This is a genomic window from Streptomyces sp. NPDC088194 (assembly GCF_040702025.1).
GTDB lineage: Bacteria > Actinomycetota > Actinomycetes > Streptomycetales > Streptomycetaceae > Actinacidiphila.
Genome location: NZ_JBFBIV010000004.1, coordinates 1 through 25139 on the forward strand (window position 1 = coordinate 1; position 25139 = coordinate 25139).

Annotated in this window: 20 protein-coding genes and 1 pseudogene; 8 read left to right on the forward strand and 13 right to left on the reverse strand. The window is 72.8% G+C overall.

What is annotated here, in order from left to right:
* Positions 1-119 precede the first annotated feature (119 nt).
* On the forward strand, positions 120-1316 hold the full coding sequence (locus AB0399_RS02585) for an argininosuccinate synthase (protein WP_328461664.1): 1197 nt from the start codon (positions 120-122) through the stop codon (positions 1314-1316).
* Positions 1313-2788, forward strand: coding sequence for an argininosuccinate lyase (gene argH / locus AB0399_RS02590; RefSeq protein ID WP_366410005.1), 1476 nt, complete (start codon positions 1313-1315; stop codon positions 2786-2788). The genes AB0399_RS02585 and argH overlap by 4 nt, the downstream gene beginning before the upstream one ends.
* 6 nt (positions 2789-2794) lie before the next feature.
* Here argH and AB0399_RS02595 read toward each other — a convergent pair whose 3' ends face one another.
* On the reverse strand, positions 2795-3760 hold the full coding sequence (locus AB0399_RS02595; RefSeq protein ID WP_366410006.1) for a glutamate ABC transporter substrate-binding protein: 966 nt from the start codon (positions 3758-3760) through the stop codon (positions 2795-2797).
* Positions 3761-4040: 280 nt separating this feature from the next.
* Positions 4041-4709 carry a lysophospholipid acyltransferase family protein gene (locus AB0399_RS02600; RefSeq protein WP_329371480.1) on the reverse strand — a complete coding sequence of 223 codons (669 nt, stop codon included), beginning with the start codon at positions 4707-4709 and terminating at the stop codon, positions 4041-4043.
* A 531-nt stretch (positions 4710-5240) separates the two neighbouring features.
* Here AB0399_RS02600 and AB0399_RS02605 point away from each other — a divergent pair.
* Positions 5241-5762 carry a GNAT family N-acetyltransferase gene (locus AB0399_RS02605; protein WP_329371482.1) on the forward strand — a complete coding sequence of 174 codons (522 nt, stop codon included), beginning with the start codon at positions 5241-5243 and terminating at the stop codon, positions 5760-5762.
* Positions 5763-5786: 24 nt separating this feature from the next.
* Here the strand turns inward: AB0399_RS02605 and AB0399_RS02610 are convergent, their stop codons facing one another.
* From AB0399_RS02610 to AB0399_RS02620, 3 genes are all read right to left on the reverse strand, one after another.
* Entirely contained in the window at positions 5787-6212 is a 426-nt protein-coding gene (locus tag AB0399_RS02610) for a hypothetical protein (protein WP_329374438.1), read from the reverse strand.
* Positions 6213-6375: 163 nt separating this feature from the next.
* On the reverse strand, positions 6376-6744 hold the full coding sequence (locus AB0399_RS02615) for a hypothetical protein (protein WP_329371484.1): 369 nt from the start codon (positions 6742-6744) through the stop codon (positions 6376-6378).
* A 77-nt stretch (positions 6745-6821) separates the two neighbouring features.
* Positions 6822-7685 carry a class I SAM-dependent methyltransferase gene (locus AB0399_RS02620; protein ID WP_366410007.1) on the reverse strand — a complete coding sequence of 288 codons (864 nt, stop codon included), beginning with the start codon at positions 7683-7685 and terminating at the stop codon, positions 6822-6824.
* Positions 7686-7897: 212 nt separating this feature from the next.
* Here AB0399_RS02620 and AB0399_RS02625 point away from each other — a divergent pair, with 212 nt between their 5' ends.
* The 5 genes from AB0399_RS02625 to AB0399_RS02645 all read left to right on the forward strand — a co-directional run bounded on the left by AB0399_RS02625 (position 7898) and on the right by AB0399_RS02645 (position 16898).
* Positions 7898-8587, forward strand: coding sequence for a GNAT family N-acetyltransferase (locus tag AB0399_RS02625; protein ID WP_329371488.1), 690 nt, complete (start codon positions 7898-7900; stop codon positions 8585-8587).
* Positions 8588-9022: 435 nt separating this feature from the next.
* Positions 9023-10249, forward strand: a complete 1227-nt coding sequence (gene cbiE / locus AB0399_RS02630) for a precorrin-6y C5,15-methyltransferase (decarboxylating) subunit CbiE (protein WP_366410008.1) — start codon at positions 9023-9025, stop codon at positions 10247-10249.
* Positions 10250-10599: 350 nt separating this feature from the next.
* A complete protein-coding gene (gene cobT / locus AB0399_RS02635; RefSeq protein ID WP_366410009.1) occupies positions 10600-14487 on the forward strand; it encodes a nicotinate-nucleotide--dimethylbenzimidazole phosphoribosyltransferase in 3888 nt (1295 codons plus the stop codon).
* Between the two features lie 244 nt (positions 14488-14731).
* Positions 14732-16090: a uroporphyrinogen-III C-methyltransferase gene (gene cobA, locus AB0399_RS02640; protein WP_366410010.1), complete on the forward strand. Its 1359-nt coding sequence runs from the start codon at positions 14732-14734 to the stop codon at positions 16088-16090.
* Positions 16083-16898, forward strand: coding sequence for an RNA methyltransferase (locus tag AB0399_RS02645; protein ID WP_329371496.1), 816 nt, complete (start codon positions 16083-16085; stop codon positions 16896-16898). The genes cobA and AB0399_RS02645 overlap by 8 nt, the downstream gene beginning before the upstream one ends.
* Positions 16899-16933: 35 nt before the next feature.
* Here AB0399_RS02645 and AB0399_RS02650 read toward each other — a convergent pair whose 3' ends face one another.
* The 8 genes and pseudogenes from AB0399_RS02650 to AB0399_RS02685 all read right to left on the reverse strand — a co-directional run bounded on the left by AB0399_RS02650 (position 16934) and on the right by AB0399_RS02685 (position 25103).
* Positions 16934-17572, reverse strand: coding sequence for a hypothetical protein (locus tag AB0399_RS02650; protein WP_366410011.1), 639 nt, complete (start codon positions 17570-17572; stop codon positions 16934-16936).
* A 93-nt stretch (positions 17573-17665) separates the two neighbouring features.
* On the reverse strand, positions 17666-17983 hold the full coding sequence (locus AB0399_RS02655; protein ID WP_366410012.1) for a hypothetical protein: 318 nt from the start codon (positions 17981-17983) through the stop codon (positions 17666-17668).
* Between the two features lie 52 nt (positions 17984-18035).
* Positions 18036-18548: a hypothetical protein gene (locus AB0399_RS02660; RefSeq protein WP_366410013.1), complete on the reverse strand. Its 513-nt coding sequence runs from the start codon at positions 18546-18548 to the stop codon at positions 18036-18038.
* A 104-nt stretch (positions 18549-18652) separates the two neighbouring features.
* Entirely contained in the window at positions 18653-20410 is a 1758-nt protein-coding gene (locus AB0399_RS02665; RefSeq protein WP_366410014.1) for a hypothetical protein, read from the reverse strand.
* Positions 20411-20580: 170 nt separating this feature from the next.
* Complete coding sequence (locus AB0399_RS02670; protein WP_366410015.1) at positions 20581-21768, reverse strand: acyl-CoA dehydrogenase family protein; 1188 nt, start codon at positions 21766-21768, stop codon at positions 20581-20583.
* Positions 21765-23003, reverse strand: coding sequence for an acyl-CoA dehydrogenase family protein (locus tag AB0399_RS02675; RefSeq protein ID WP_366410083.1), 1239 nt, complete (start codon positions 23001-23003; stop codon positions 21765-21767). Before AB0399_RS02675 ends, AB0399_RS02670 begins: the two co-directional genes overlap by 4 nt.
* A gap of 221 nt (positions 23004-23224) precedes the next feature.
* Positions 23225-23467: pseudogene (locus AB0399_RS02680) on the reverse strand (ergot alkaloid biosynthesis protein); the annotation flags it as partial.
* Between the two features lie 391 nt (positions 23468-23858).
* A complete protein-coding gene (locus AB0399_RS02685; RefSeq protein WP_329371508.1) occupies positions 23859-25103 on the reverse strand; it encodes a serine/threonine-protein kinase in 1245 nt (414 codons plus the stop codon).
* Positions 25104-25139: the final 36 nt, after the last annotated feature.

Genomic DNA, 25139 nt, shown 5'->3' on the forward strand with positions numbered 1-25139 from the left:
GATCAGGCTGCGCACGTCGCCGATGTTCGCCAGATGGCTGATTGACCTGGCACTTTGACGTTTCATGCGGGGGAGTGCATACTTATACCAGTCAGAGGATGCATCGTAAGGAGAGACCCGTGACCGAGCGCGTCGTACTCGCCTACTCAGGCGGCCTGGACACCTCCGTCGCCATCGGCTGGATCGCCGAGGAGACCGGCGCCGAGGTCATCGCCGTCGCGGTCGACGTCGGCCAGGGCGGCGAGGACCTGGACGTGATCCGCAAGCGCGCGATCGCCTGCGGTGCCGTCGAGGCCGAGGTCGCCGACGCCAAGGACGAGTTCGCCGAGGAGTACTGCCTCCCGGCGATCCAGGCGAACGCGCTGTACATGGACCGCTACCCGCTGGTCTCCGCGCTGTCCCGGCCGGCCATCGTCAAGCACCTGGTCGCCGCCGCCCGCAAGCACGGCGCCGACACCGTCGCCCACGGCTGCACCGGCAAGGGCAACGACCAGGTCCGCTTCGAGGCCGGTATCGCCTCGCTCGCGCCGAGCCTGAACTGCATCGCCCCGGTCCGGGACTACGCGATGACCCGGGACAAGGCCATCGCGTTCTGCGAGGCGAAGAACCTCCCGATCGCCACCACCAAGAAGTCCCCGTACTCCATCGACCAGAACGTCTTCGGGCGGGCGGTCGAGACCGGCTTCCTCGAGGACATCTGGAACGCGCCGATCGAGGACATCTACGAGTACACCCAGGACCCGGCCGCCCCCCGGGAGGCCGACGAGGTCGTCATCACCTTCAAGCAGGGCGTCCCGGTCGCGATCGACGGCCAGGAAGTCACCGTCCTGGAGGCGATCCAGCAGCTCAACGTGCGGGCCGGCGCCCAGGGCATCGGCCGGATCGACATGGTCGAGGACCGGCTGGTCGGCATCAAGTCCCGGGAGATCTACGAGGCCCCCGGCGCGATCGCCCTGATCACCGCCCACCAGGAGCTGGAGAACGTCACCGTCGAGCGCGAACTCGCCCGCTACAAGCGGCAGGTCGAGCAGCGCTGGGGCGAACTGGTCTACGACGGCCTGTGGTTCTCCCCGCTCAAGCGGGCGCTGGACGGCTTCATCGCCGAGGCCAACAGCCACGTCTCGGGCGACATCCGGATGACCCTGCACGGCGGCCGGGCCGTCGTCAGCGGCCGGCGGTCGGACCAGTCGCTCTACGACTTCAACCTCGCCACCTACGACACCGGCGACAGCTTCGACCAGTCCCTGTCCAAGGGCTTCATCGAGCTGTTCGGCATGTCCAGCAAGATCGCCGCCAAGCGGGACCTGGACCAGTGACCGGCGGAGCCGCGGACGGCGGCACCGGCGGGCCGGACCTCAAGCTGTGGGGCGGCCGGTTCGCCGACGGGCCGTCCGCCGCGCTGGAGAAGCTGTCGGCGTCCGTGCACTTCGACTTCCGGCTCGCGCCGTACGACATCGCCGGCTCCCGGGCGCACGCCCGGGTGCTGCACCAGGCGGATCTGCTGACCGCGGACGAGCTGGACCGGATGATCGCCGGTCTTGACGCCCTGGAGGCCGACGTCGCCGCGGGCGCCTTCACTGGCACCATCGCCGACGAGGACGTGCACACCGCGCTGGAGCGCGGCCTGCTGGAGCGGGTCGGCCCCGACCTCGGCGGCAAGCTGCGGGCCGGCCGGTCCCGGAACGACCAGGTCGCCACGCTCTTCCGGATGTACCTGCGCGACCACGCCCGGATCGTCGGCGGTCTGATCGCCGACCTCCAGGACGCGCTGGTCGGCCTCGCCGAGGCACACCCGGACGCGGCGATGCCCGGCCGCACCCACCTCCAGCACGCCCAGCCGGTGCTCTTCGCCCACCACGTGCTCGCCCACGCCCAGGCGCTGTCCCGGGACGCGGAGCGGCTGCGGCAGTGGGACGAGCGCACCGCGGTCTCGCCGTACGGCTCCGGCGCGCTCGCCGGGTCCTCGCTCGGCCTGGACCCGGAGGCGGTCGCCCGCGACCTCGGCTTCGAGCACGGCAGCGCCGGCAACTCCATCGACGGCACCGCCTCGCGGGACTTCGTCGCCGAGTTCGCCTTCATCACCGCGATGATCGGGATCAACGTGTCCCGGATCGCCGAGGAGATCATCATCTGGAACACGAAGGAGTTCTCCTTCGTGACCCTGCACGACGCCTTCTCCACCGGCTCCTCGATCATGCCGCAGAAGAAGAACCCGGACATCGCCGAGCTGGCCCGCGGCAAGTCCGGCCGGCTGATCGGCAACCTCACCGGACTGATGGCCACCCTCAAGGCGCTGCCGCTGGCCTACAACCGGGACCTCCAGGAGGACAAGGAGCCGGTCTTCGACTCCTGCGACCAACTGGAGGTGCTGCTCCCGGCGTTCACCGGCATGATGGCCACCCTCACCGTGCACGAGGAGCGGATGGCGGAGCTGGCCCCGGCCGGTTTCTCGCTGGCCACCGACATCGCCGAGTGGCTGGTCCGGCAGGGCGTGCCGTTCCGGGTCGCGCACGAGGTGGCCGGCGAGTGCGTCAAGGTGTGCGAGGCCGAGGGCATCGAACTCGACCAGCTCACCGACGAGCAGTTCGCCAAGATCTCCGCGCACCTGACCCCCCAGGTGCGTGACGTGCTCAACGTGCCGGGGGCGCTCGCCGCCCGCAACGGCCGCGGCGGCACCGCGCCCTCGGCGGTCGCCGTGCAACTCGCCGAGGTCAAGGCCGATCTGGCCGTGCAGCACGCCTGGGCGACGGCCAAGGACGGCGCCGGGCCGGGCGGCTCCGGCGCGTAGTCCGGGTCACTCCGGTTTGTAGGCGGGGCTGGGCGGCGGCACGAAGGAACTCGCGTTCGCCCCCAGCCACTGCTTCTCCAGCGCGGTCAGCGAACCGTCCTGCCGCATCCGCTCCAGCACTCCGTTGACGAAGCGCACGAAGTCCGTCTGGTCCTGGCGCATCGCGATGCCGTGCGGCTCGTCGGTGAAGCGCGGGCCGATCAGCTTGGTGTTCGGGTCCTGCGCGGCCAGCCCGATCAGGATCGTGTCGTCGGTGGAGACCGCGTCCACCTGGCCGAGCTGCATCAGCATCAGGCAGTCCGTCCAGTCCTTGACCGCCACCGGCACCACCGGGTGCTTCTTCAGCCCCTTCAGCGTGTCGATCGACGTGGTGCCCGAGGCCGCGCACACCCGCTTCCCGCCGAGGTCGTCGATGGACTTCGCGGTCGACGACTTCGGCACCAGCACGCGCTGGCCCGCGTCCAGGTAGTCGGTGGAGAACGCCACGGACTTCCACCGGTCGCAGTTGATCGTCATCGAGTCGATGACGATGTCCACCGACGACTGACGGGTCTTCGGGTCCGGCTGGAGCACGGAGAGCCGGGCGTCGGAGGAGATCGTCTTGAACTGGATACGGTTCGGCGAGCCGAACAGCGCGGTCGAGATCCGCTTCAGCAGCTCGATCTCGAAGCCGTCCAACTGCCCGGTGAGCGGGTTGCGGTAGCCGAACAGGTACGAGTTCTGGTCCACGCCCGCGATCAGCCGGCCGCGCTTGACGATCGCGGCCATCGTGGAACCGGCCGGCATGTGCCCGGGCCGCGGCAGCGCGCCCTGGGGGCGGTAGCTCTCCAGCGGGTGGCAGGACTGGTCGTCAGCCGGTGCCTGTGCGGGAACATCGGCGGGTACCGCGCGTTCGGTGCTGTGCGCCCGTCTCCCGGTGGCGTCCGGCCCCGGGGGAGCGGCGCAGCCGCCCGCACCCAGGACACCCACCACCAGCAATAACCCGGCGGCCGTGGCCGCCCCCGTTCCACGCCCTACCGCACCGACGACCACAGGGCCTCCTCCGCGTGACGTCACCCGTACCGCAAGTGACGTTCCCCGCGCCCCGGCGGTTCCTGTCCTGGCACCTGCCCCCGCCGAAGGTACTCGGGGGCGGGCGTGGCTGGACCTGCCAGGCGAAGCGCTGGGGGAGAACCGTTGCGCGACTCCCCACCGGCAAGCGGTCCCTCAACCGGCGGACGGGGGCCAACCCCGGGGGGTCAGGCGCACCCGGTTACGCGGCCTTGGCCTTGGTGGCGTAGATGTCGACGTACTCCTGGCCGCCGAGGTGCATCACCTGGGACATCACCTCGTCGGTGACCGCGCGAAGCACGTAGCGGTCGCGGTCCATGCCGTCGTAGCGGGAGAAGTCCAGCGGGGTGCCGAAGCGGACCTTCACCGGGGCGAGCCGCGGCATGCCGTTGCCGCCGGGCTGCACCTTGTCGGTGCCGATCATCGCGAACGGGACCACCGGGGCACCGGTCATCAGCGCGAGCCGGGCGATGCCGGTGCGGCCGCGGTAGAGGCGGCCGTCGGGGGAGCGGGTGCCCTCGGGGTAGATACCGAAGATCTTGCCCTCGTCCAGCACCCGGCGCCCGGTCATCAGGGCCGCCACACCGCCGCGGGCGCCGTCGCGGTCGACCGGGATCATGCCGCAGGTGGTGAAGAACCAGGCCATCAGCCGGCCCTTGACGCCCTTGCCCGTGACGTACTCGTCCTTGCCGATGAAGTAGACCTGCCGGTCGACCACCAGCGACAGGAACAGCGAGTCGATGAAGGTGACGTGGTTGCCCGCCAGGATCACCGGGCCGTCGGCCGGGATGTGCTCCACGCCCTCCACCACCGGGCGGTACAGCACACGCATCAGCACCAGCAGAATCGCCTTCAGCACGCTGCGGGACATGCGGGACAACGGACCCCTCCGGGCTCGTACGGACGTCAACCTGCGGACCGACCCTACCGGCCCGTACGTCTTGACGATACTTCCGCCAGGGCCCCCCGCGCACGCCGGGTTCACCCACCGGATACCGCGGGTCCGCGCAGGCCGCGACGCGTGCGCGCGGCGCCGGCGCGACCGGGCCGTCTTCCCGCGCACGCGGCGGGAGTTGGGAATCTCACAGGCGGGTGCCGCCCAGGTCGCGTCCCGGCGGCCGGTACGAGCCGGGGCCCGTCGTGAATCGGAGGGTTGAATCCCCGGTGGGACGGGGTAATGCACGGTAAACAGCCGACGTCCCGGTGTGCTTCCGGCCCGCCCTGGCGGCGCTGTGCCGGACACCGCAGCAGCGGTACCCGGCCGGTTCGTTTGTGCGATCATCGGCGCCAGCGGAGGCGACATCGAGCGCACATTCGTATCAACTCCGCACAGGCACACGTTCCGGGCGCGCACCACACCCTCACCCGCCCGGACGGATTTCGAAGGGGAGGCCCGCGCGACATGGGCATGAGCGTGACCATCTCTACGGCGAACCACGGTGACGCCGAGAAGATCCTGAAACTCCAGTACCTGTGCTATCAGGGCGAAGCCGAGCTCTACGGCGACTACACCATCGAACCGCTCACCCAGACCCTCGACGAACTGCGCGCCGAACTCGCCGGAGGCACCGTCCTCGTGGCGCGGCTCGGCGAGGAGGTCGTCGGTTCCGTCCGCGGTGCCGTCGACGACGACGGCACCGCCCGCATCGGCAAGCTCATCGTCCACCCGCGCCTGCAGCGGCACGGACTCGGCGGGCGCCTGCTCGCCGCACTCGAAGACCGCCTCGCCGCCGAAGCCGAGGCCAAGCGCTACCGCCTCTTCACCGGGCACCGCAGCCAGGTGCACCAGCGGATGTACCGCAAGCTGGGGTACGAACAGGTGGGCGTCGCGGAACCGGTCAACCGCCGGCTCAGCCTGGTGCACATGGAGAAGTCCGCACCGCAGCCGCCGGCCCCCGCCGGGAGCTACGCGGCCACCGCCTGACCCGCGCCGCCGCGGTCGGGCGCGCTACTCGCCGCCGGTCCCGGTCTGCCGTACAGGCGCCGTCTCCGCCCCCTGCCGGGCGGAGCGGCGCAGCCACAGCAGACCGGCGACCGGCAGCGCGATCGGCAGGAAGACATAGCCGATCCCGAAGTCGGACCACACGGTCGCGTCGGGGAAGGCCGAGGAGTCGACGACGGTCAGGATGCCCACGGTGATCACCCCGAGCAGCTCCGCCGAGCAGGAGACCAGGGCCACCTTGCGGGCCGACTCGCCGCCCCGCCACAGCGCCACGGTGATCACCGCGTAGACGACTCCGGCCACCCCGGACAGCACGTACGCCAGCGGCGCCTCGTGGAACTTCGTGCTGAGCTGCACGATCGAGCGGGAGAGTGCGGCCACCGTGAAGACCCCGTACAGCGACAGCAGCAGCCGCCCGGGTCCGGTGCCGATCTTCGCCTGCTCCGCCGGCGCCGCTGCCGGCGCTGCCTCCTGCGGAGCGGTTCGCGGAGCCGTTTGCGGGGTCGTCCGCTCTGCCGCCGTCTCGGCCGCCGGCTGGGGTGACGTCACGTCGCTGCCTTCCACTGTGTTCCCGGTGGTGTTACCGGTGCTGCCCTCAGCCATGTCCCGCTCCCCAGATCTGGTCCAGCCGCAGCTCCAGCACGGCCAGGATCACCCCGCCCGCCGCGACGATCGCCGAGCCCCAACGGGTGCGCTCCGCGAGCGACATGACCGCCGCCGCCGGGATCGCGCAGACCGCGCCGATCAGGTACGGCACGAACACCGCCAGCCCGTGCTCCGGCCGGTCCCCCCGGGTGAGCTGGACGATGGAGATCACCAGCTGGACCAGGACCGCGAGGGTGACCACGGCCATCCCGGCGAAGTGCCAGTCCTTGGTCGCCGAGTCGCGGTACGCGGCCCAGCCGCACCACGCCGCGAGCAGCAGCGCGAGCACGGAGACCGTCCAGATGACCCAATCGAGCATGCGACGACTGTATTACGGGCGCCGAACCGCTCTCGCTCCCGGGTGACCGGGTACCCTGCCCCCTGCTCCGCCCCTGCTCAGCGGTGCCGCGCCCAGTACACGTCCGTGGTGTACGGCATCTCGATCGCGCCGCTGCCCCGCGTCGCGTCGTGCGCGCTCAGCACCGCCTGGAGCTCCGCCCGCACCCGCTCCTGCCGGGCCGGGTCGAGCACGGCTATGTGGCTGGACGACATCATCCGCTCCACCACGTCGGCCACGGTCGTGGAGTGCGGGTTCGGCCAGTGCCGCTCCTCGATCGCGCCCCAGCCCGGGCGGGCGGCGAAAGCCTCGCGCCAGGCGCGGGCGGGGTCGCCGGGCGCCTCCAGGCCGGCCCCCGCGGCCGGAACCGGACCGGAGGGCGTCCGCGTACCCGCACCCGCACTGCCCGGGCCCGAGGCCAGCGGGGGGCTGGGCAGGTCGCGCGGGGCGAGCCGGAAGTAGATGTCCTGGTAGTCCCGCACCCACGGCACCGAGGTGTCGTAGGTGTTCCACACCAGCACCAGCGCGCCGCCCGGCCGCAGCAGCCGCTCGACCTCCGCCAGCGCCCGGTCCGCCTCGAACCAGTGCCAGGACTGCGCCGCCACCACCGCGTCCGCGCACCCCGCCCGCAACCCGCTGTCCTCCGCGGTGCCCGCGGTCACCGCCACCCCGGGCAGCAGCTCGGCCAGCCGCTCGCGCATCTCCGCGACCGGCTCCACCGCGAGCACCTCGGCCCCGGTCAGCGCCAGCAGCCGGGTGAACTTGCCGGTGCCCGCCCCCAGATCGACCACGGTACGGCCCCGCTCCAGCGGCAGCGCGTCCGCGAGGGCGGCGAGCGCCGCGAGCGGGTAGGAGGGCCGGGAGCGCTCGTAGACCCCCGCGGCCCGCTGATAGCCGACTCCTGCTGCGTGGTGCACTCTCACGCGGGCTGACGGTAGCAGGATCGGATGACGTTCACGGATACCAGGACCGAACGGCGGGACACCCGGCCGCCCGCCCATTCCCCCTACCCTGGAAGCGAGTTCACCCGCGCCGCCCGCGCCACGCCGCCGCACCGCGCCCACCCTGCCCGGCGCGCGCCGGGCGCGATACTGCATGCTGTGCAATCCACCCATGCCCTGGTTACGGAGCACGAATGACCTCCACCTTTCCGGACATCTCACTCAGTACGGACCGGCTGGTGCTGCGCCCGTACGACGAGGACGACATCCCCGCACTCGTGGAGATGATGAACGACGACCTGATCGCGGCGTGGACGAACATGCCCCAGCCGTACACCGCGGCGGACGCGCGGGACTTCGTCACCCGGACCGCGCCCGCCGAACGCGAGCAGGGCCGCGGGTTGGTGCTGGCCGTCACCGAGATGCTCACCCAGCGGCTGGTCGGCACCGTCACGCTCCAGCACACGGACTGGCGTATCCGCGGCACCGAGGCCGGGTACCTCACCGCCCACTGGGCCCGCGGCGAGGGATACGCCTGCGAGTCCGTGCTCACCGTGTGCCGCTGGCTCTTCCGGGAGCAGGGCTTCGAACGGGTGGAGCTGCGCACCGCCGCGGACAACACCGCCTCGCAGCAGGTCGCCCAGAAGATCGGGTGCGTCAGCGAAGGGGTGCTGCGCAGCGCGGGGATCGTCCGGGCCCGGCCCGACGCGGACCCCGCCGGGGCGTGGACCGAGGTCCGTACCGACCTGCTGGTGTGGAGCTTGCTCCGGGAGGACCTCGACTACCCGGGGGACCTGGGCGGGTCGGCCGGCGCCGGGCGCCGTGCGGATGCCGGTGCGGCGAACTACGCGGACGACTACACCGCCTTCGCGGACTGGCGCTGACGCCTCAACGGGACCGCCCGGGGTGCCCGTCGGCGTTTCCGCCCGGATCTTGCGGTGGGTGGGTGGCGGGACCGCCCGGGTTGCCCGTCGGCGTTTCCGCCCGGATCTTGCGGTAAGCGGGGGTTGGGCGCGCGGTTCCCCGCGCCCCTTCGGCTACGCGCCGTTGTGGTCGAGTCAAGTGCCCGGCCGCAGGCCGGTGGTCTGCTGCGCGCGCGGTTCTCCCCCAGGGCCTCGCCTGGGAGGTACCCCCACGCGCCCCTGGGTGCTTGGCCTTCTGTTCGGGGAAGAAGCCGCACATACTCGGGGGCGCGGGGAACTGCGCGCGCAACCCGTCACCGGCAGGTGGTCCCCGAACCGACAGCACCGACCACCCTGGAGGGTCAGGGGCGGGTTAAGGTTTGGCGGGACCCTCACACGCCATGGAGGCAGACGACGATGGCCGACCGGGTCACCGTGATCGGATGGGACGGCTCGCCGCTGTCCGGCGCGGCGCGGGCCGCGCTCGACGCCGCCACGCTCGTGGCCGGCACCCGCCACCACCTCGCGCTGCCGTACGTCCCGAAGGGCGCCGAGCAGATCGTGCTCGGCAGTATCGACATCGCGGCCCGCCGGGTCGCCGGGCACCGCGGCACCGCGGTGGTGCTCGCCGACGGCGACCCGGGTTTCTTCGGCGTCGTCCGGGCGCTGCGGGCACCCGAACTCGGCCTGGAGGTCGAGGTCGTCCCCGCCGTCTCCGCGGTCGCGCGCGCCTTCGCCCGGGCCGGGATGCCGTGGGACGACGCGCGCGTGGTCGTCGCGACCAGCCGCACCCTGCGCCGGGCGGTGAACGTCTGCCGCGCCAGCGCGAAGGTCGCCGTGCTCACCGCGCCGGGCGCCGGCCCCGCCGAACTCGCCCTGATGCTCACGGGAGTCCACCGCACCTTCGTGATCTGCGAGGCACTGGGCACCGAGCACGAAGAGGTGTCCGTCCTCACCTCCGACAAGGTCGCCGACCACATATGGCGCGACCCGAACGTGGTGCTGGTGGTCGGCGGGATCTCCGCCCCGGGACAGGGCATCGCCGCGCTGGGCGGCCCCGCCACCCACTCCGGCGGCGGCTGGATCGCCGGCCGCGACCCCGGTTTCCCCGGCGCCGCGCGCGGCTGGGCGCTGCCCGCGGCCGAGTACGGCGGCCACCTCCCGGCGGAGCTGCGCGCCTTCCAACTCGCCCGGCTCGGCCCGCGGGCCGGGGACCTGGTGTGGGACATCGGTGCCGCCGACGGCTCGCTCGCGGTGGAGGCGGCCGGTTTCGGCGCCGCCGTCATCGCGGTGGACCGCGACGCCGACGCGTGCGACTGGATCACCGCGACCGCCCGCCGAACCGGGGTGCAACTCCAGGTCGTGCACGGCACCGCGCCGACCGCGCTGGAGGACCTGCCCGAGCCCGACGTGGTCCGGATCGGCACCGCCGACCCCGAGGTCGCCGCCGCCTGCGCCGCCCGCCGGCCCGAGCGGATCGTCACCGCGGCCGGCAACCGGGACCAGGCCGAGGCGATCACCCGGGCCCTGTCCGAAGGCGGTTACGACGTGGAGCGCACCCTGCTCCAATCGGTCGAACTGGACAGCGACTGGGCTGAGCGTGAGCGATCGGTGAGGTTCGCGCTCTGTGGTTCCCGGCGCTGACCGCCGGCCGCCAACAAGCCGTCCGCAGGCCCCTGTTCGGGGGCTCCGCGCAACCCCCCCGACAAGGTCGACGAGACGGGTGCGAAAGACGTTTCCCCTGGTGGCAGCGGTACTTACCAGGCGGGTGTGAGATACGTCCCGAGGTGCGGACTACCGGCCTGACCGCGGCCGTGCCCAAGGTAGGCTGACGGATCGTTGTGCCGTCATCACACGTTGACGGGCCGTCGAGCAGTGCGGGCGCCCGTGTCCGACGTGCCGCATACCGGACCCGCTCGTTGTTGTAGGGAGAGGGTCGGGTCGGGCAGGGCGCAGCGGCTGGAAGGAGCGAAACCGATGGGCGAGGGGCACGCATGACGGACACCGGTCAGATCCCCGGCGAGGGGCTGCCGGAGAACGCTGGCGCGGACACAGGCGCCGAAGCGCTTCTCCCGCCGCACACGGCCTTCCCCGGCAACGGCGCGCCGCCGCAGCCGGATTGGGGGACCGCGCCCGCGAGCGAGCAGCCCGCGCCCGGATACGCGTACCTCGACCACCCGGCGCCGCCCGGCGCGGTGCTCGACGACGAGGACGACGTGCTGCTGATGCCCGGGCCGCAGGGCTCCTGGAGCGACCCGCAGCCGGTGCCGGCGCCCGCGCCCGTACCGGCGCAGCAGCCCGCGCACTTCCAGAACGGGCAGCACCCGCAGGCGGTCTCCTTGCAGCAGCCGTCGATGGATCTGCCGATCTCCGTGGAGGTGCCGGTCGAGGTGCCGCTGGAGACGATGGCGCCGCCGGTGCTCGGGAACGGCGCGCAGGTCTTCGTCGCCCAGCAGCCGCAGCAAGCCCAGTACGTCCAGCCGCAGCAGGGCGGTCCCGGGCTGGACCTCACCGCGTACCCCGACCCCGCCGCCGCGCAGGCCGGCGACGGCGAAGGGGCCGCGGGCGTACCGCCGGTGGCGGCCCAGGCCGAACCCGCCGACGGCGACGCGGCACAGCAGCAGCCCGCCGCACCCGGGTGGAACGCGCCCCACGAGGCGCCCGCGGTGCCCCAGCAGGCCGCCGTGCCCCGCCGTCCTCTGCACATGGGCCCGCCGGTGACCGACACGCCCAGCGGCGGCGTCTCCGTACGGTCGCTCGCCGACCGCGGACCCGCGGTGACCGTGGCCGGGCCCCCGACGTCCGGCCCGGAGTACCTCGACGTGCCGCGCGACGACGTGAACGGCATCCCCGCGCAGCAGACCGGTGAACCCGGTGCCGCCGCGGTCGTCACCCCGGGCAGCCCGTGGCCCGCCGCGCCCGGCGACGCCTCGCAGCAGTCGTTGATCCCGCGCGCGGACAGCGTGCCGCGTCCGGCCGATGCCGCGATCCCGGTGCAGGGCGCGGTCACCGCGCCGCAGGCGACCGAGGCGGCCGCGCAGCAACCGCAGCAGGAACAGCCGCAGCAGCAGGAACAGCCGCAGCAGCCGGAGCAGCCGCAGAGCGAGGTGGCCCAGAGCGTGGTGGCCGCCGCCGAGCCGGTCCCGGCTGAGGCCGAGGTGGCTGAGGCCGACGCGGCTCAGGCCGAACCGCAGACGGAGGCGGTCGAGCAGGAGCAGGAGCAGGAGCAGGAGCAGGAGCAGGCACAGCCGCAGGCACCGGCAGCGGCCGTCGCGCCGCAGGTCGTGGCCGAGGCCGAACCGGCCGCGACAGCGCAGCCCGTGGCGGAGGCGCCCGCCCCTGCCCCCGCACCCGCCGCGCAGGCCGTCCCGGCCACGCCCGAGCCGGTCGTACCCGCGCAGGGCGGCCCGGTCGCCTCGCAGGGTGGCGGCTTCGCGGTGCCCCAGCCGCCGGAGCAGTCGGAGCAGGCCGCCGTGCAGGCAGCCGCCGAGCCGGTTCCGGCGGCGGTCGCGACCGCCGCCCAGGCCGCACCCGAGGCCGTCGCGGAACCCGCGCCGCAGGTCGTGGCCGAGGCCGAACCGGTCCCGGCCGCACCGGAGGTGGCCCCGACAGCGGAGGCACCCGCGCCCGCCGCCGCACCCGCACCCGCACCCGAATCCGTACCGGCGGCTGTCGCCGAGGCGGAAGCCGAAGCCCCCACCGAGCAGGCGCCGGAGCAGGAGCCCGCGCCCGCCGCGGACCCCGCCGCCGCTGAGCAGGCCGCGGCTGCCGCCCCCGGCCGAGGCCGCCGCGGCAAGCGCCGGGCCGCCCCGGCGCCGGAGGAAGCCGAGCCGGTCCAGCAGCCCGAACCGCAGCCGGTGGCAGCGCAGTCCGCGCCGCAGGCCGCACCGGAGGCCGCACCCGAGGTCGTGGTCGTCCCGGCCCCGGCTCCCGTCGCCGAAGCCGAGCCGGAGGCCGAAGCCGTCGCCGAGCCCGTTGCCGTACCGGCCGCGGCGCCCGTCGCCGCCGAGGACGTACCCGCCGCGCAGGCGGACCAGGGCGAGGAGCCCGCGGAGCCCGCGGAGCCGGACGCGTCCGAAGCACCCGAGCCCGCGCAGGCCGAGGAGCCCGAGGAGGCCCCGGCCGCCGCCGCGCCCGCGTCGCAGGGGTCCGCCGCGGAGCCGTACGACCCGGCCGTGCGCGACGCCGTCCACCGGGTGATCCGGGAGCGGCGCGACATCCGCAACGGTTTCCGGTCCGACCCGATCCCGCACGACGTGCTGCTGCGGGTGCTGGAGGCGGCGCACACCGCGCCCAGCGTCGGCCACTCCCAGCCGTGGGACTTCGTGGTGATCCGCTCGGAGAAGACCCGCGAGAAGATGCACGAGCTGGCGATGGCCCAGCGCGAGGCGTACGCCAAGTCCCTGCCCAAGGCGCGGGCCCGGCAGTTCCGCGAGCTGAAGATCGAGGCGATCCTCGACACCCCGGTGAACATCGTGGTCACCGCCGACCCGACCCGCGGCGGCCGGCACACCCTCGGCCGGCACACCCAGCCGCAGATGGCGCCCTACTCCTCCGCGCTCGCCGTGGAGAACCTCTGGATCGCCGCCCGCGCGGAAGGGCTCGGCGTCGGCTGGGTCAGCTTCTTCGACGAGCGCCAGATGGTCGCCGAACTCGGCCTGCCCGAGCACCTGGAGGTCGTCGCCTACCTGTGCGTCGGGTATGTCGACGAGTTCCCGGAGGACCCCGAGCTGATGCAGGCGGGCTGGTCGCAGCGCCGCCCGCTGTCCTGGGTCGTCCACGACGAGGAGTACGGCAACCGCGCGCTGCCCGGCGAGGAGCCGCACGACCTGCTGGAGGAGACCCTGCGGGGTATCCGCCCGCTGGACGCGAAGGCGCTGGGCGAGGCGTGGGAGCGGCAGAAGCGGATGACCAAGCCGGCCGGCGCGCTGGGCATGCTGGAGATCATCTCCGCGCAGCTCAGCGGGTTGTCCCGGCAGTGCCCGCCGCCGATCCCCGAGCCCGCCGCGGTCGCGGTGTTCGCCGGCGACCACGGCGTGCACGCCCAGGGCGTGACCGCCTGGCCGCAGGAGGTCACCGGCCAGATGGTGGCCAACATCCTCGGCGGCGGAGCGGTCTGCAACGCCTTCGCCAACCAGGTCGGCGCCGAGGTCTGCGTCATCGACGTCGGTGTCGCCTCCGAACTGCCCGCCACCCCGGGGCTGTTGCCGCGCAAGGTACGGCCCGGCACCGACGACTTCACCGCCGGTCCGGCGATGAGCCGCGAGGACGTGCTCAAGGCGATCGAGGTCGGCATCGAGACCGCGCGCGACCTGGTGGCCGCGGGCAACAAGGCGCTGCTGACCGGCGAGATGGGCATCGCCAACACCACCGCGTCCGCCGCGATCGTCTCCGTCTACACCGGTGCGGACCCCGCGGAGGTCACCGGGCGCGGCACCGGCATCAACGACGAGATGCACGCCCGCAAGATCGACGTCGTCCGGCGCGCGCTCGACCTGCACCGGCCCGACCCGGGCGACCCCGTCGCCGTCCTCACGGCCGTCGGCGGGCTCGAACACGCCGCGATGGTCGGGCTGTTGCTCGGTGCCGCCGCCCTGCGTACGCCCGTCATCCTCGACGGGGTCAGTGCCGGTGCGGCCGCGCTGGTCGCCCGCGCGATCGCCCCCGAGGTGCTCGCCGCGTGCATCGCCGGTCACCGCAGCGCCGAGCCCGGGCATGTCGCCGCGCTCACCACGCTCGGGTTGCGGCCGCTGGTCGACCTCGATCTGCGGCTGGGTGAGGGGACGGGTGCGCTGCTCGCGCTTCCGCTGGTGCAGAGCGCGGCCCGGGTGATGCACGAGGTCGCCACATTCGACGCCGCGGGCGTCACCGAAAAGGGGTAATCGGGTCCCCGTCGCTACGACTCCCGGCCCGTCCCCGGGCCCCTGAACACGGGCTGCTCCCCGCTGCGCCCCTGCCCTTTGCCCTTGCGGGCGAGGAGTTCTTCCGCAGGTGGCAGCGGCGGTCAGCCACGTCAGGGGCGCGGGGACGTCCCCCTGGCAGGTCACCGGCCTGCGGTCGGCAGTGCACCGCAACCGTAACGGCGCTGAACCGTAAAGTAAGAAGCCCGCACAGCAAGGAGCCCTCATGCCGCACGACGACGCCCCCGCGTACCCCGTTGGGCTGCGGCTCGCCGGCAGGCGGGTCGTGGTGATCGGCGGTGGCCAGGTCGCTCAGCGGCGGCTTCCCGCACTGGTCTCCGCGGGAGCCGACATCGTGCTGGTGTCACCGTCGGCCACCGCTTCGGTCGAGGCGATGGTGACGGCGGGCGAGTTGCGGTGGGAGCGCCGCAAGTACCGTGCGGGCGACCTCGCGGGCGCCTGGTACGCGCTGATCGCGAGCACGGACGAGGCGGCCAATGCCGCGGCGGGCGCGGAGGCGGAAGAGCGCCGGGTGTGGTGCGTACGCAGCGACGACGCGGACGCGGCGACCGCGTGGACCCCGGCGACCGGCCGGACCGAGGGCGTGACCGTGGCGGTGCTGACCGGCCAGGACCCGCGGCGCTCGGCGGCGGTACGTGACGCGGTGGTCGCGGGGCTGCGGGACGGCACGCTGGTGGCGCCGTACCACCGGGCCCGCACCGCCGGGGTCGCCCTGGTGGGCGGCGGCCCGGGGGACCCGGACCTGATCACGGTGCGCGGCCGCCGGCTCCTCGCGGAGGCCGACGTGGTGGTGGCCGACCGGCTCGGCCCGCGCGACCTGCTCGACGAACTCGGCCCGCACGTCGAGGTGATCGACGCGGCGAAGATCCCGTACGGCCGGGCGATGGCGCAGGAGGCGATCAACGCGGCCCTGGTCGAGCACGCGAAGGCGGGCAAGGCCGTGGTCCGGCTCAAGGGCGGCGACCCGTACGTGTTCGGGCGCGGCATGGAGGAGGCGGAGGCGCTGGCCCGGGAGGGCATCCCGGTGACGGTGGTGCCCGGCATCTCCAGCGCGATCAGCGTGCCGGCCGCCGCCGGTATCCCGGTCACCCACCGGGGAGTGGCCCACGAGTTCACCGTGGTCAGCGGGCACGTCGCGCCGGAAGACCCGCGCTCGCTGGTGGACTGGGCGGCGCTGGCGAAACTGCGCGGCACCCTGGTGCTGCTGATGGCGGTGGAGCGGATCGAGCCGATCGCGGCGGCCCTGGTCGCGCAGGGCCGGTCGGCCGACACCCCGGTCGCCGTCGTCCAGGAGGGCACCACTGCCGCGCAGCGCCGGGTGGACGCCACGCTCGGCACGGTCGGCCGCCGGGTCGCCGAGGAGGGGGTGCGGCCGCCGGCGGTGATCGTGATCGGCGATGTGGTGGCCGTGGGCGGGGCGGTCGCCGATGCGGCGCGGGCGGCGGGGGCTTCGGGGCCCGCCGCGGACCCGATCGGGGGAGCGCGTGGCGGGGCGGGGAGCACAGCGGGTGGCGTACCGGGTGGGGAAGCCGCTGGGGGAGCTGCTGGGGGAGCGCGTGGCTGAACCGGTCGCCGTCGAGGACCCCGCCGACCCGCGCCTGGCCGACTACACCTCCCTCACCGACGTCGAACTGCGCCGCCGCCGCGAACCCGCCGAAGGGCTGTTCATCGCCGAGGGCGAGAAGGTGATCCGGCGCGCCCTGGCCGCCGGCTACCCGATGCGCTCGATGCTGCTCTCCCCGAAGTGGCTCGGCCCGATGCGCGACGTGATCGACGCGGCGACCGCCCCGGTGTACGAAGTGACACCCGCGCTCGCCGAAGAGGTCACCGGCTACCACGTGCACCGCGGCGCGCTCGCTTCGATGGCCCGTACCCCGCTGCCCTCCGTGGACGCGCTGCTGGCCGGGCTCGGCCCCGGCCCGCGCCGGGTCGCCGTCTTCGAGGACACCGTCGACCACGCCAACCTCGGTGCCGGGTTCCGCTCTGCCGCCGCGCTCGGCGTGGACGCGGTCCTGCTCAGCCCGCGCTGCGCCGACCCGTTCTACCGGCGCGCGGTCAAGGTCTCCATGGGCGCGGTCTTCTCCGTGCCGTGGACCCGGCTCGACGACTGGCCGCACGACCTCGAACTCCTGCGCGCCCACGGCTTCCTGCTCGCCGCCCTCTGCCTCGCGGACGACGCGATACCGCTCGACGCGCTCGCGGCCCGCCGCCCGCCCCGGCTCGCCCTCCTGCTCGGCACCGAGGGCGACGGCCTCACCCCCGCGGCCCTCCGCGCCGCCGACACCCGCGTCACCATCCCCATGGCCGCGGGCGTCGACTCCCTCAACGTAGCCGCCGCCTCCGCGGTCGCCTTCTACACCACCCGCACCTGACCTGCCGGACCGGTGGCGAGGCTTCGTTACTGCGGCTACCCGGCCGGGTAGCCGGTCGGCACGGGGCGCGGGGTTCCGGGCATCGGATCGTACGTGTCGAAGCTGTTTCCGTCGGCGTACTGGGAGAGCAGCTTCTTCTGAGCCTTGCCGTACTTCTTGCACGCGCTGAGCACGTCGAAGTAGCCGGCGGCCGACTTCCCCTCGCTCGCCTCATGGAAGGTGAGCTCGATGGTGAGCTCCCCCTTCTGCGCGGCCCAGCCGTACAGCTTCTCCTTCTTGGCGTCCGGCATGCGCTTCGCGGGGATGGTCCGTGTGGCGAAGGTCCACCCCAGCGGCTTCAGCCCGTTCTCCACGCCGGACACCAACTGGGCCATCGTCAGCTTGTTTGCAGGGTCGAGGTAATCGGAGAGGTCGTACTTCACTGCGCCCTTGCCGTTCTTCTCGTCCTCGGAGCAGGCGACGAAGTTGCCACTCCCCTCGGGCGTGTGAAGGTGGAGTGCGGTTGGCAGCGCGGTGCGGGTCTTCCAGTACACCTCGGCAGTCGAGCCCCGGACCTCCGTCGCCCGCTTCATGCCGTCGGCGCTGCTCGTACCGCCCCCGCACGCGCTCACCGCGAAGGTGAGGGCGACCGCCGGCAGTGCGGCCCAAGTGGCGGCGCGGCCACGGAGTTTCATACCTGCTCAGCTTCCTGTGATGGCCGCGACACGTCCGTGGTCGCGCTGGAGGAACATCGCGTGTGCGGTGCCCGGGCGAGGGCGGCTCGCGGGTCAGCCCATCCGGCCGGCGAGCACGCGGCGTTCGCTGTCGGCCTCGGCCTGGGTGACTTCCTTGGGGTGGGCGGCCAGTTCGCGGCTGACGTACTCGGCGAAGCCGTTGGCCTGCGTGGTGACGTCGTTGGCCGCCCCGGCCAGGTCCCTCGCCCAGGCGCGTGCGGTGGCGCCCACCCACACGTCGCCCTTGCCGCCGGCCATCCGCTTGTCGGCGTCCTTCAGCGAGCCGTTGACGGTCGCAAGGTCCTTCTGGACCTCGGTGTGCAGGTCGCTGAGTGCCTGCCACATGGGGCTGGGCACCTTCTTGTCTGCCATGGCGCTGCTTCCTCCCGTTGGTGGTGCGAAGTGTCGGGGCCACTGATCCCGCCTACAGTCCTCCGGTCGGATAACCTGTCGGGACGGGATGCGGGGTGGTCTTCGTCGGTTGGTAGAGGTCCACCGAGTCGCCCGGAGCGTACTTGGCCAGGATGTTCTTCTGATCCTTCCCGAGCTTGGCGCAACCGCTGTACAGGTCCATGAAGCCGCCCGCCGGGACGTCGGACATCCGCTCCTGGATCAGCAGTTGCAGCTGCATGCCGTCCTTGTTCGCCACGTAGCCCGTGGTCTTGGACATGGTGGCGCTCTCGGTCGGACTCGGCTGCACCTTGTCGAGCCCGATCTTCCATCCCTGGGGGGCCAGCGCGGTCCGGAACTGAGCCAGGAGTTGGGCCGCGGTCATCGAGCCGTCCTTGGCGTTGAGCTCGTTCTCTACCTTGTAGACGGCTAGCTTCGGTTTGCTGGCCGAGCACTTGATGAACTTGCCGTTACCGACCGACACGTCGACCGTCGACGGTAGTGCAGCGTTGACCTTCCAGTACGTCTTCGCCAGCGAGGACCGCATGGACTGGGGGTTGCCCGATGGGCCCGAGCCGTCATCGCTGCAGGCGCTGAGGCCGAGGAGGGACACGAGGACCAAAGGGAGCAGACATTTGCGCCGAATCATGTTCAATGGACTCCGGTCAGGGCGTCGGTACGGGAGCCGTTGCGGTTGAGGAAGTTCCTGTCCAGTGAGTTGCCCACTGCGGGGTCCTTCAGCCATTCGTTGTACGCCTGCTTCTGAGCTGGGGTGGCATTGGCGATGAGATGGCCATCATCGTCCAGGAACGGCTTACCGCCCGTGTATATGTCCGCGTACTGTTGCGGATCACCGAGATTGTGGTTCTTCATGTACTGCTGGTGGGCACCCTCCTTCCAGTCTCCCCGCCAGGTGGCAGTGGAGGGTGGTGAGCCCATGTCCTTGGGTTTGATTTTCACGATGTGCTTGTTGAGCGTGTCGAGGACGTCGTTGATCACAGCCTTGGAGACGGTCTTGCCGGCTTCGCCGGGTTCGAAGGCAATATCCACACCGGCCTCGGCGGCTTTGCTGAGCTGTTCGCTCACGGTGTCCTGCCACTCCTCGGCGTCCGCGTCGCCGGCAGCCTTCTTCTCCTGATAGACGGTGGTCGCCTCGAAACCGAAGGTGCCTTCAAGGGTGCCGGAGGCGCTCTCAACCCACGGGTTGTCCGGGTCGCTGTCGGCCAACTGATCGGCCATCTCCTGACTGTACGACAGCAGTTCAGCGGTGGACTTCGGGTTCTGCATCGACTCGTGGATGAAGCCTTCCCAGTCGGCATCGGAGACATCGACGTGCCCGGGGCCGTGGGGAGCTGGTGCGGGATCGGTCAGGGACGCCTGCATGTCGGACCAGTAGTACTTGATGTCATCGGCGAAGACCTGCTGGATCTCCGGGTGCGTGTGGTCGTCCTGATGGTTGGCGTAGTACTCCACCAACTTGGTGGTGTTGTCCGCGGCCATGTTCGCATCTGCCCCCGGACCCGGGATGGTGCCTGCCTCGATGACAGTGGCGAAGTCCTTCGCGTTCGGATTGATCAGCCCGCCACGGTGCTCGGAATCCGACTGCATGAAGGTGGGCAGGATTTTGATGTTGTCGTGCACGAACTGAGTGGCTGCCTTGGGGTCGGCGGCCAGCGCCTTCCACACCTGGTCGGAGTACACGGTGTTGCCCGGGAGGAGCGCCTGGGTGCCCAGGTCGGTCAGGACGTCGGCGGGGAAGTTCGCCTCGGTGACCAACGGGGCGAGGAAGTCGATGTCCTCGTGGCCCGCGGAGTCCTTGTACTGCATGCCGCCCCGCATGGAGGTGGCCACGAAGTTGGCGAACACGGAGCGTCCGGCGTCCGGATTGTCGCTGTCCAACTGGCTGGAGTACGGCTCCAGCTCGGCCAGCCGCGCTTGCCCGAGTTCCTTGCAGGAAGCGGCCGCGAAGTCCGGGTCGTCCTCGTTCTGCTGCATGAGCTGCAGGTACTGCTGGGCGGTGATGTCACCGTCCTTGTACTTCTTTGCGGCATCCTTGCCGGCCTTCTGCGCGGCTTCCTGGGTCTTGTACTTCCCGAGGTCGCCCGAGCCCGCCGTGACCATGCCCGAGGCGCCGAAGTCGCTCTCCTCCTTGGCCTCGGCTGCCGCGAGACTGTGCCGACGCCGCAACATCGGCAACTGGTCCTGGGCCCACGAGAAGTGCTTGTTGATCGTGTTGAGCCGGGTGGCGTCGAGACCGATCCTGCCCGCCTGACTCAGCCAACTCGCCACCAGCGGAGCCCCGCTGCCGTTGCCGTCCCAACTGGTCCTGTTCTTGATCGAGTTGATCATGTTCCAGAGTTGCTGCGGCTCAATCCCACTGAAGTCGCCATCTCCGTCCGGCTGAACCATGGGACCCCTCCCCCTGTCGGCCACGCAGGGCCGACACGTAACCAATACCGCGTGTCATCTTGCCAGCGCGCGGCGTGATTATCACACATCGGCGTGTTGTGGCCTTGGGGCGGGGTGGGACCAACGGGCTGGAGTGGCAGGTGGTACGGCAGCCGGCCCCGGGTGGGGGGTCAGTTGGGCGGGGGGAGTTCGACCAGGGTGGCGAGGGTGGCGCGGTGGCGGCCCGGGGTGCCCAGTGCGATCTCGTCGGCCTTCGCCCGCTTGAGATAGAGGTGCGCGGGGTGCTCCCAGGTCATCCCGATCCCGCCGTGCAACTGCACCGCCTCCTCGGCCGCGTGCACCGCGACGCCGGCCGCGTAGGACTGGGCGACGGCCACGGCCACCGGCGCGTCGGGGGAGCCGGTCGCGAGCGCGTCGGCCGCGGCCCGCGCCGCCGCCCGTGCGGAGACGACCTCCAGCCAAAGGTCGGCCAGCCGGTGCTTGAGCGACTGGAACGAGCCGACCACCCGCCCGAACTGGTGCCGCTGCCCGAGGTAGCGGACCGTCTCGTCGAGGCACCACTGCGCCACCCCCAGCTGTTCCGAGGCGAGCAGGCCCGCAGCGGTGAGCAGGGCAACGTCCAGTGCGGCGGGCGCGTCGGCGGAGGGCAGCGGGCGCGCGGCGCTGCCGGCGAAGGACACGTCCGCGAGCGGCCGGGTGAGGTCCAGCGAACTGAACGGCTCGACCGCGACCGAGGCGTCCGCCGCGGCCACTTCGTACAGCCCCGGGCCGTTCGGGCCGACCGCGGGCACCACCAGCACGCCCGCGCCGGGAGTGTCCGCGACGCTGGTCACCCGCCCGGTCAGCCGGCCCTCGGCGTCGGCCCGTACGGTCGCGGGGAAGTCGCCACCGGGTGCCGCCGACAGCGGTACGGCCAGGGCCGCGGTCGTGGTGCCCGCGGCCAGTCGCCCCAGCAGGCCGGCGACCGCCTCGTCCGCGAGGTCGCAGCGCAGCAGTGCCGAGGTGGCCAGCACCGCGCTGCCGAGGAACGGTGTCGGGACCACCGCGCCGCCCAACTCCTCCAGTACGACGGCCACTTCGCGTGCGGTCGCGCCCTGGCCGCCCTGTTCCTCGGGCACCAGCAGTCCGGCGAGGCCGAGTTCGGCCGCGAGCAGCCGCCACAGCTCGGGGTCGTACGGCTGCTCGCCCTCCACCCGGGTGAGCACCGCGCCGGGCGGGCAGCGGTCGGCGAGCAGGTCGCGCACCGCGGCGCGCAGGTCGTCCTCGACATCGGAGTAGAGCAGGTCCGGGGCCGCGGGGCGGACTTGGGTCGCGGGATGGGCCTGGGAACGGTCGGCGGGCTGGGTCGGCGCGGTCATCGGGGCAGGTCCTTCCAGGCGGCGTCCTTGTCGGTACGGGGTTCCGCGGGCAGTTCCAGCACCCGCTCGGCGATGATGTTGCGCAGGATCTCCGAGGTGCCGCCCTCGATGGAGTTGCCCTTCGCCCGCAGATAGCGGTAGCCCGCGTCGCGGCCGTAGAAGTCGACGCTGCGTGGGCGGACCATCGTCCAGTCGCCGTAGCGCAGGCCGTCCTCGCCGAGGAGTTCGACCTCCAGGCCGCTGATCCGCTGGTTGAGCCGGGCGAAGGCGAGCTTCAGGCCGGCGCCCTCCGGCCCGGGCGAGCCGACCGCGAGCTGCTGCCGGACCCGCTCCGCGGACAGCCGCGCCACCTCCGCGTCGACCCACGCGGACAGCAGCCGGTCGTGCAGCTCGGGGGTGCGCAGCTCCGGCCGCTCCCGCCAGGTGGCCGCGGCAGCCGCGACCATGCCCGCCTCGCGCGGCAGCACCCGGCCGCCGATCGCGACCCGCTCGTTCATCAAGGTGGCCTGAGCGACCCGCCAGCCGTCGCCGATCGCGCCGAGCCGGTGCGCGTCGGGTATGCGCACCCCGGTCAGGAAGACCTCGTTGAACTCCGCCTCGCCGGTGAGCTGGCGCAGCGGCCTGACCTCCACGCCCGGGTCGGTCATGTCGCACACGAAGTACGTGATGCCCTGGTGCTTGGGCACGTCCGGGTCGGTACGGGCGATGAGGATCGCCCAGCGCGCGGTGTGGGCGCTGGACGTCCAGACCTTCTGGCCGTCCACGATCCAGTCGCCGCCGGGTTCGCGGACCGCCCGGGTGCGCAGCCCCGCCAGGTCCGAGCCGGCGCCCGGCTCGGAGAACAGCTGGCACCACGGCTCCTCGCCGGTCCACAACGGGCGCAGGAAGCGCTGCTTCTGCTCCTCGGTGCCGTAGCGGAGGATGGTCGGCGCGGCCATGCCCAGGCCGATGCCGATGCGGCGCGGGTCGTTGTCGGGCGCGTCGGCCGCGGCGAGTTCCGCGTCCACCACGGGCTGGAGCGAGCGCGGAGCGCCGAGGCCGCCCAGGCCCCGCGGGAAGTGCACCCACGCCAGGCCCGCGTCGAACCGGGCCCGCAGGAACTCCTCGGGGGAGACGGCTCCCGGTGGGTGCGCGGCCAGCAGCTCCCGCACCCGTCCGCGCAGCTCCGCCGCGTCCACGGCGCCGCCCTCCGTGCGGTCCTCCGCGCGGTCCTCCGCCTCCCGGCCCTTCGCCATCGCGCTGCCGCCCTTCCCGTCTTCCCGGCCACCCACGTCTCTAAGCAAGCGCTTGTTAACGTAGCGGACATCCGCGCTCGTGCCTAGAGCTGTTCGAACCATGGCTGTTCGAACCCCCGGCACGACCTGACCGATGCTCCCCCGGTGCTGCCCGAGGCCGCTACCCGGCCGGCCTCGCTCCGAGCAACTCGCGGAACCCCCGCGCCGACCTGCCCGTAACGCGCCGGCATCGTGGCGAACTCCAGCGGTATCTCCCGCGCGTGGCGGTCGCGCATCTGCTCGGCGGCCAGCCGCTGGTGGACCACGCGCCGACCGGTGGTCTCGGTGACGATCACGGTGTCGTCGTCATAGCCGAGCGCCCCCGGGCCGGTGAGGACGAGATCGGTGTTCGGGGCGTGCGCGTCGGCCAGGGCGCGCACGGCGACGGCCGCGATGTCCCCGGCATCGACGAAGCCGCCCTGCCCCGGCCCGCCGCCTCACCACCCGCGCACCCGCAAGGACCGCCAGGGACAGTCCCGTCATGCGCGCGCAACCAGGTGGGGCGGTCGGTTGAACGCGGGCCGGAAGGGGCAGCCCCCTTGGGGGCGCGGGGAACTGCGCGCGCAACCGCGTGCGGCGGTCGGCTGACGGTGGACCGGAAGGGGCACCCCCTGGGGGCGCGGGGAACTGCGCGCGCAACCGCGTGCGGCGGTGGGCTGACGGCGGGCCGCAAGGGGCACCCCGTGGGGGGCGCGTGGGGGTACCACCCAGGCGAACCTCTGCGGGAGAGCGGAGCGCCGACCCACCCACCGGGCGGCACCCGGGAGCGAAACACGGCGCACCGCGGCGCGACCCTGCGGCTCAACCCGGGGAGCGCTATGCCGCCTGAAGCACCGCGATGCACACAGCCGCGATCAGCGTGACGATCACGAACACGAACACCCGTTGACGGAGCAGCCGCCGCCGGGATTCGGGAGCACCGGGCCTGCGCTGCGCGGGGGTCCGGTTCGCGGGGGTCCGCGTCCCCGTCGTCCGCCCCGTGGGAGTCCCCTGCGCCCGCGCCGCGGGCGTCCGCGCGGCGGGGGTCCGCGCCGGAGTCCTCGCCGGGGTCCGCTGCGCCCCCCGCCCCGCCCGCTCAGCTCGCTCGACCCGCTCGCTTCCCCCGCCGCCGGTCGAACCCCCCGCCGTACGCCCCCCGTTGGAGACCGCCGCGCCCCGCTCCGTCCGCTGCTGCGCGTACTCCTCGGCGCGCCGCCCGGTGGGCCGCTCCGGACGCGGCGGCCGGACCGTCGCCAGCCCCCGCGCCTCCCGCGTCGCGATCTCCGACAGCCGCTCGGAGAGCTGCACGGTGCTCGGCCGCTCCTCCGGGTCCTTCGCGAGACACGCGTACACCAGCGGCGCGAGCGCGTCGGGCACCCCGACGAGATCGGGCTCCTCGTGCACCACCCGGTAGAGCATCACCTCGGAGCTGCCCTGCCCGAACGGCGAGTCCGCGGTCGCCGCGTACGCCAGCGTCGCCCCGAACGCGAACACGTCCGTGGCCGGCGTGACCGCCGCGCCCCGCACCTGCTCGGGCGCGAGGAACCCGGGCGAGCCGACCGCCGTCCCGACGTGGGTGAGGGTGCTCGCCCCGGTCGCCCAGGCGATCCCGAAGTCGATGATCCGCGGGCCCTTGGGCGACAGCAGGATGTTCGACGGCTTCAGGTCGCGGTGCACGACGCCGGCCTCGTGCACGGCCACCAGACCCTCCGCGAGCGCCGACCCGATCGCGGCGACCTCGGCGGCCGGCAGGATGCCGCCCTCCGCGACCTTGTCGTGCAGCGACGGCCCGGGGACGTACTGCGTGGCGAACCAGGGCCGTTCGGCCTCCAGGTCCGCGGCGACCAGCCGGGCGGTGCAGCCGCCCCTGATCCGCCGCGCCGCCGACACCTCACGGGCGAACCGGGACCGGAACTCCTGGTCCTCGGCCAGCTCCGGCCTGATCACCTTCAGCGCCACCCGCTGCCCGCGCTTGTCCGCGCCCAGGTACACCACACCCATGCCGCCCGCGCCCAGCCGCCGATGCAGCCGGAACGAGCCGACGACCCGCGGGTCCTCGCGCCGGAGCCGCATCATCGCCATGTCTGTCCGTCCCCTACCTCCGGTGGTGGGGGAGAG

Coding starts and splice junctions, on each gene's coding strand:
- AB0399_RS02600 (WP_329371480.1), bottom strand. CDS start 4,709: ATGTCCCGCAGCGTGCTGAAGGCGATTCTGCTGGTGCTGATGCGTGTG.
- AB0399_RS02605 (WP_329371482.1), top strand. CDS start 5,241: ATGGGCATGAGCGTGACCATCTCTACGGCGAACCACGGTGACGCCGAG.
- AB0399_RS02615 (WP_329371484.1), bottom strand. CDS start 6,744: ATGCTCGATTGGGTCATCTGGACGGTCTCCGTGCTCGCGCTGCTGCTC.
- AB0399_RS02625 (WP_329371488.1), top strand. CDS start 7,898: ATGACCTCCACCTTTCCGGACATCTCACTCAGTACGGACCGGCTGGTG.
- cbiE (WP_366410008.1), top strand. CDS start 9,023: ATGGCCGACCGGGTCACCGTGATCGGATGGGACGGCTCGCCGCTGTCC.
- cobT (WP_366410009.1), top strand. CDS start 10,600: ATGACGGACACCGGTCAGATCCCCGGCGAGGGGCTGCCGGAGAACGCT.
- cobA (WP_366410010.1), top strand. CDS start 14,732: ATGCCGCACGACGACGCCCCCGCGTACCCCGTTGGGCTGCGGCTCGCC.
- AB0399_RS02650 (WP_366410011.1), bottom strand. CDS start 17,572: ATGAAACTCCGTGGCCGCGCCGCCACTTGGGCCGCACTGCCGGCGGTC.
- AB0399_RS02655 (WP_366410012.1), bottom strand. CDS start 17,983: ATGGCAGACAAGAAGGTGCCCAGCCCCATGTGGCAGGCACTCAGCGAC.
- AB0399_RS02660 (WP_366410013.1), bottom strand. CDS start 18,548: ATGCGGTCCTCGCTGGCGAAGACGTACTGGAAGGTCAACGCTGCACTA.
- AB0399_RS02665 (WP_366410014.1), bottom strand. CDS start 20,410: ATGGTTCAGCCGGACGGAGATGGCGACTTCAGTGGGATTGAGCCGCAG.
- AB0399_RS02670 (WP_366410015.1), bottom strand. CDS start 21,768: ATGACCGCGCCGACCCAGCCCGCCGACCGTTCCCAGGCCCATCCCGCG.
- AB0399_RS02675 (WP_366410083.1), bottom strand. CDS start 23,003: ATGGCGAAGGGCCGGGAGGCGGAGGACCGCGCGGAGGACCGCACGGAG.
- AB0399_RS02685 (WP_329371508.1), bottom strand. CDS start 25,103: ATGGCGATGATGCGGCTCCGGCGCGAGGACCCGCGGGTCGTCGGCTCG.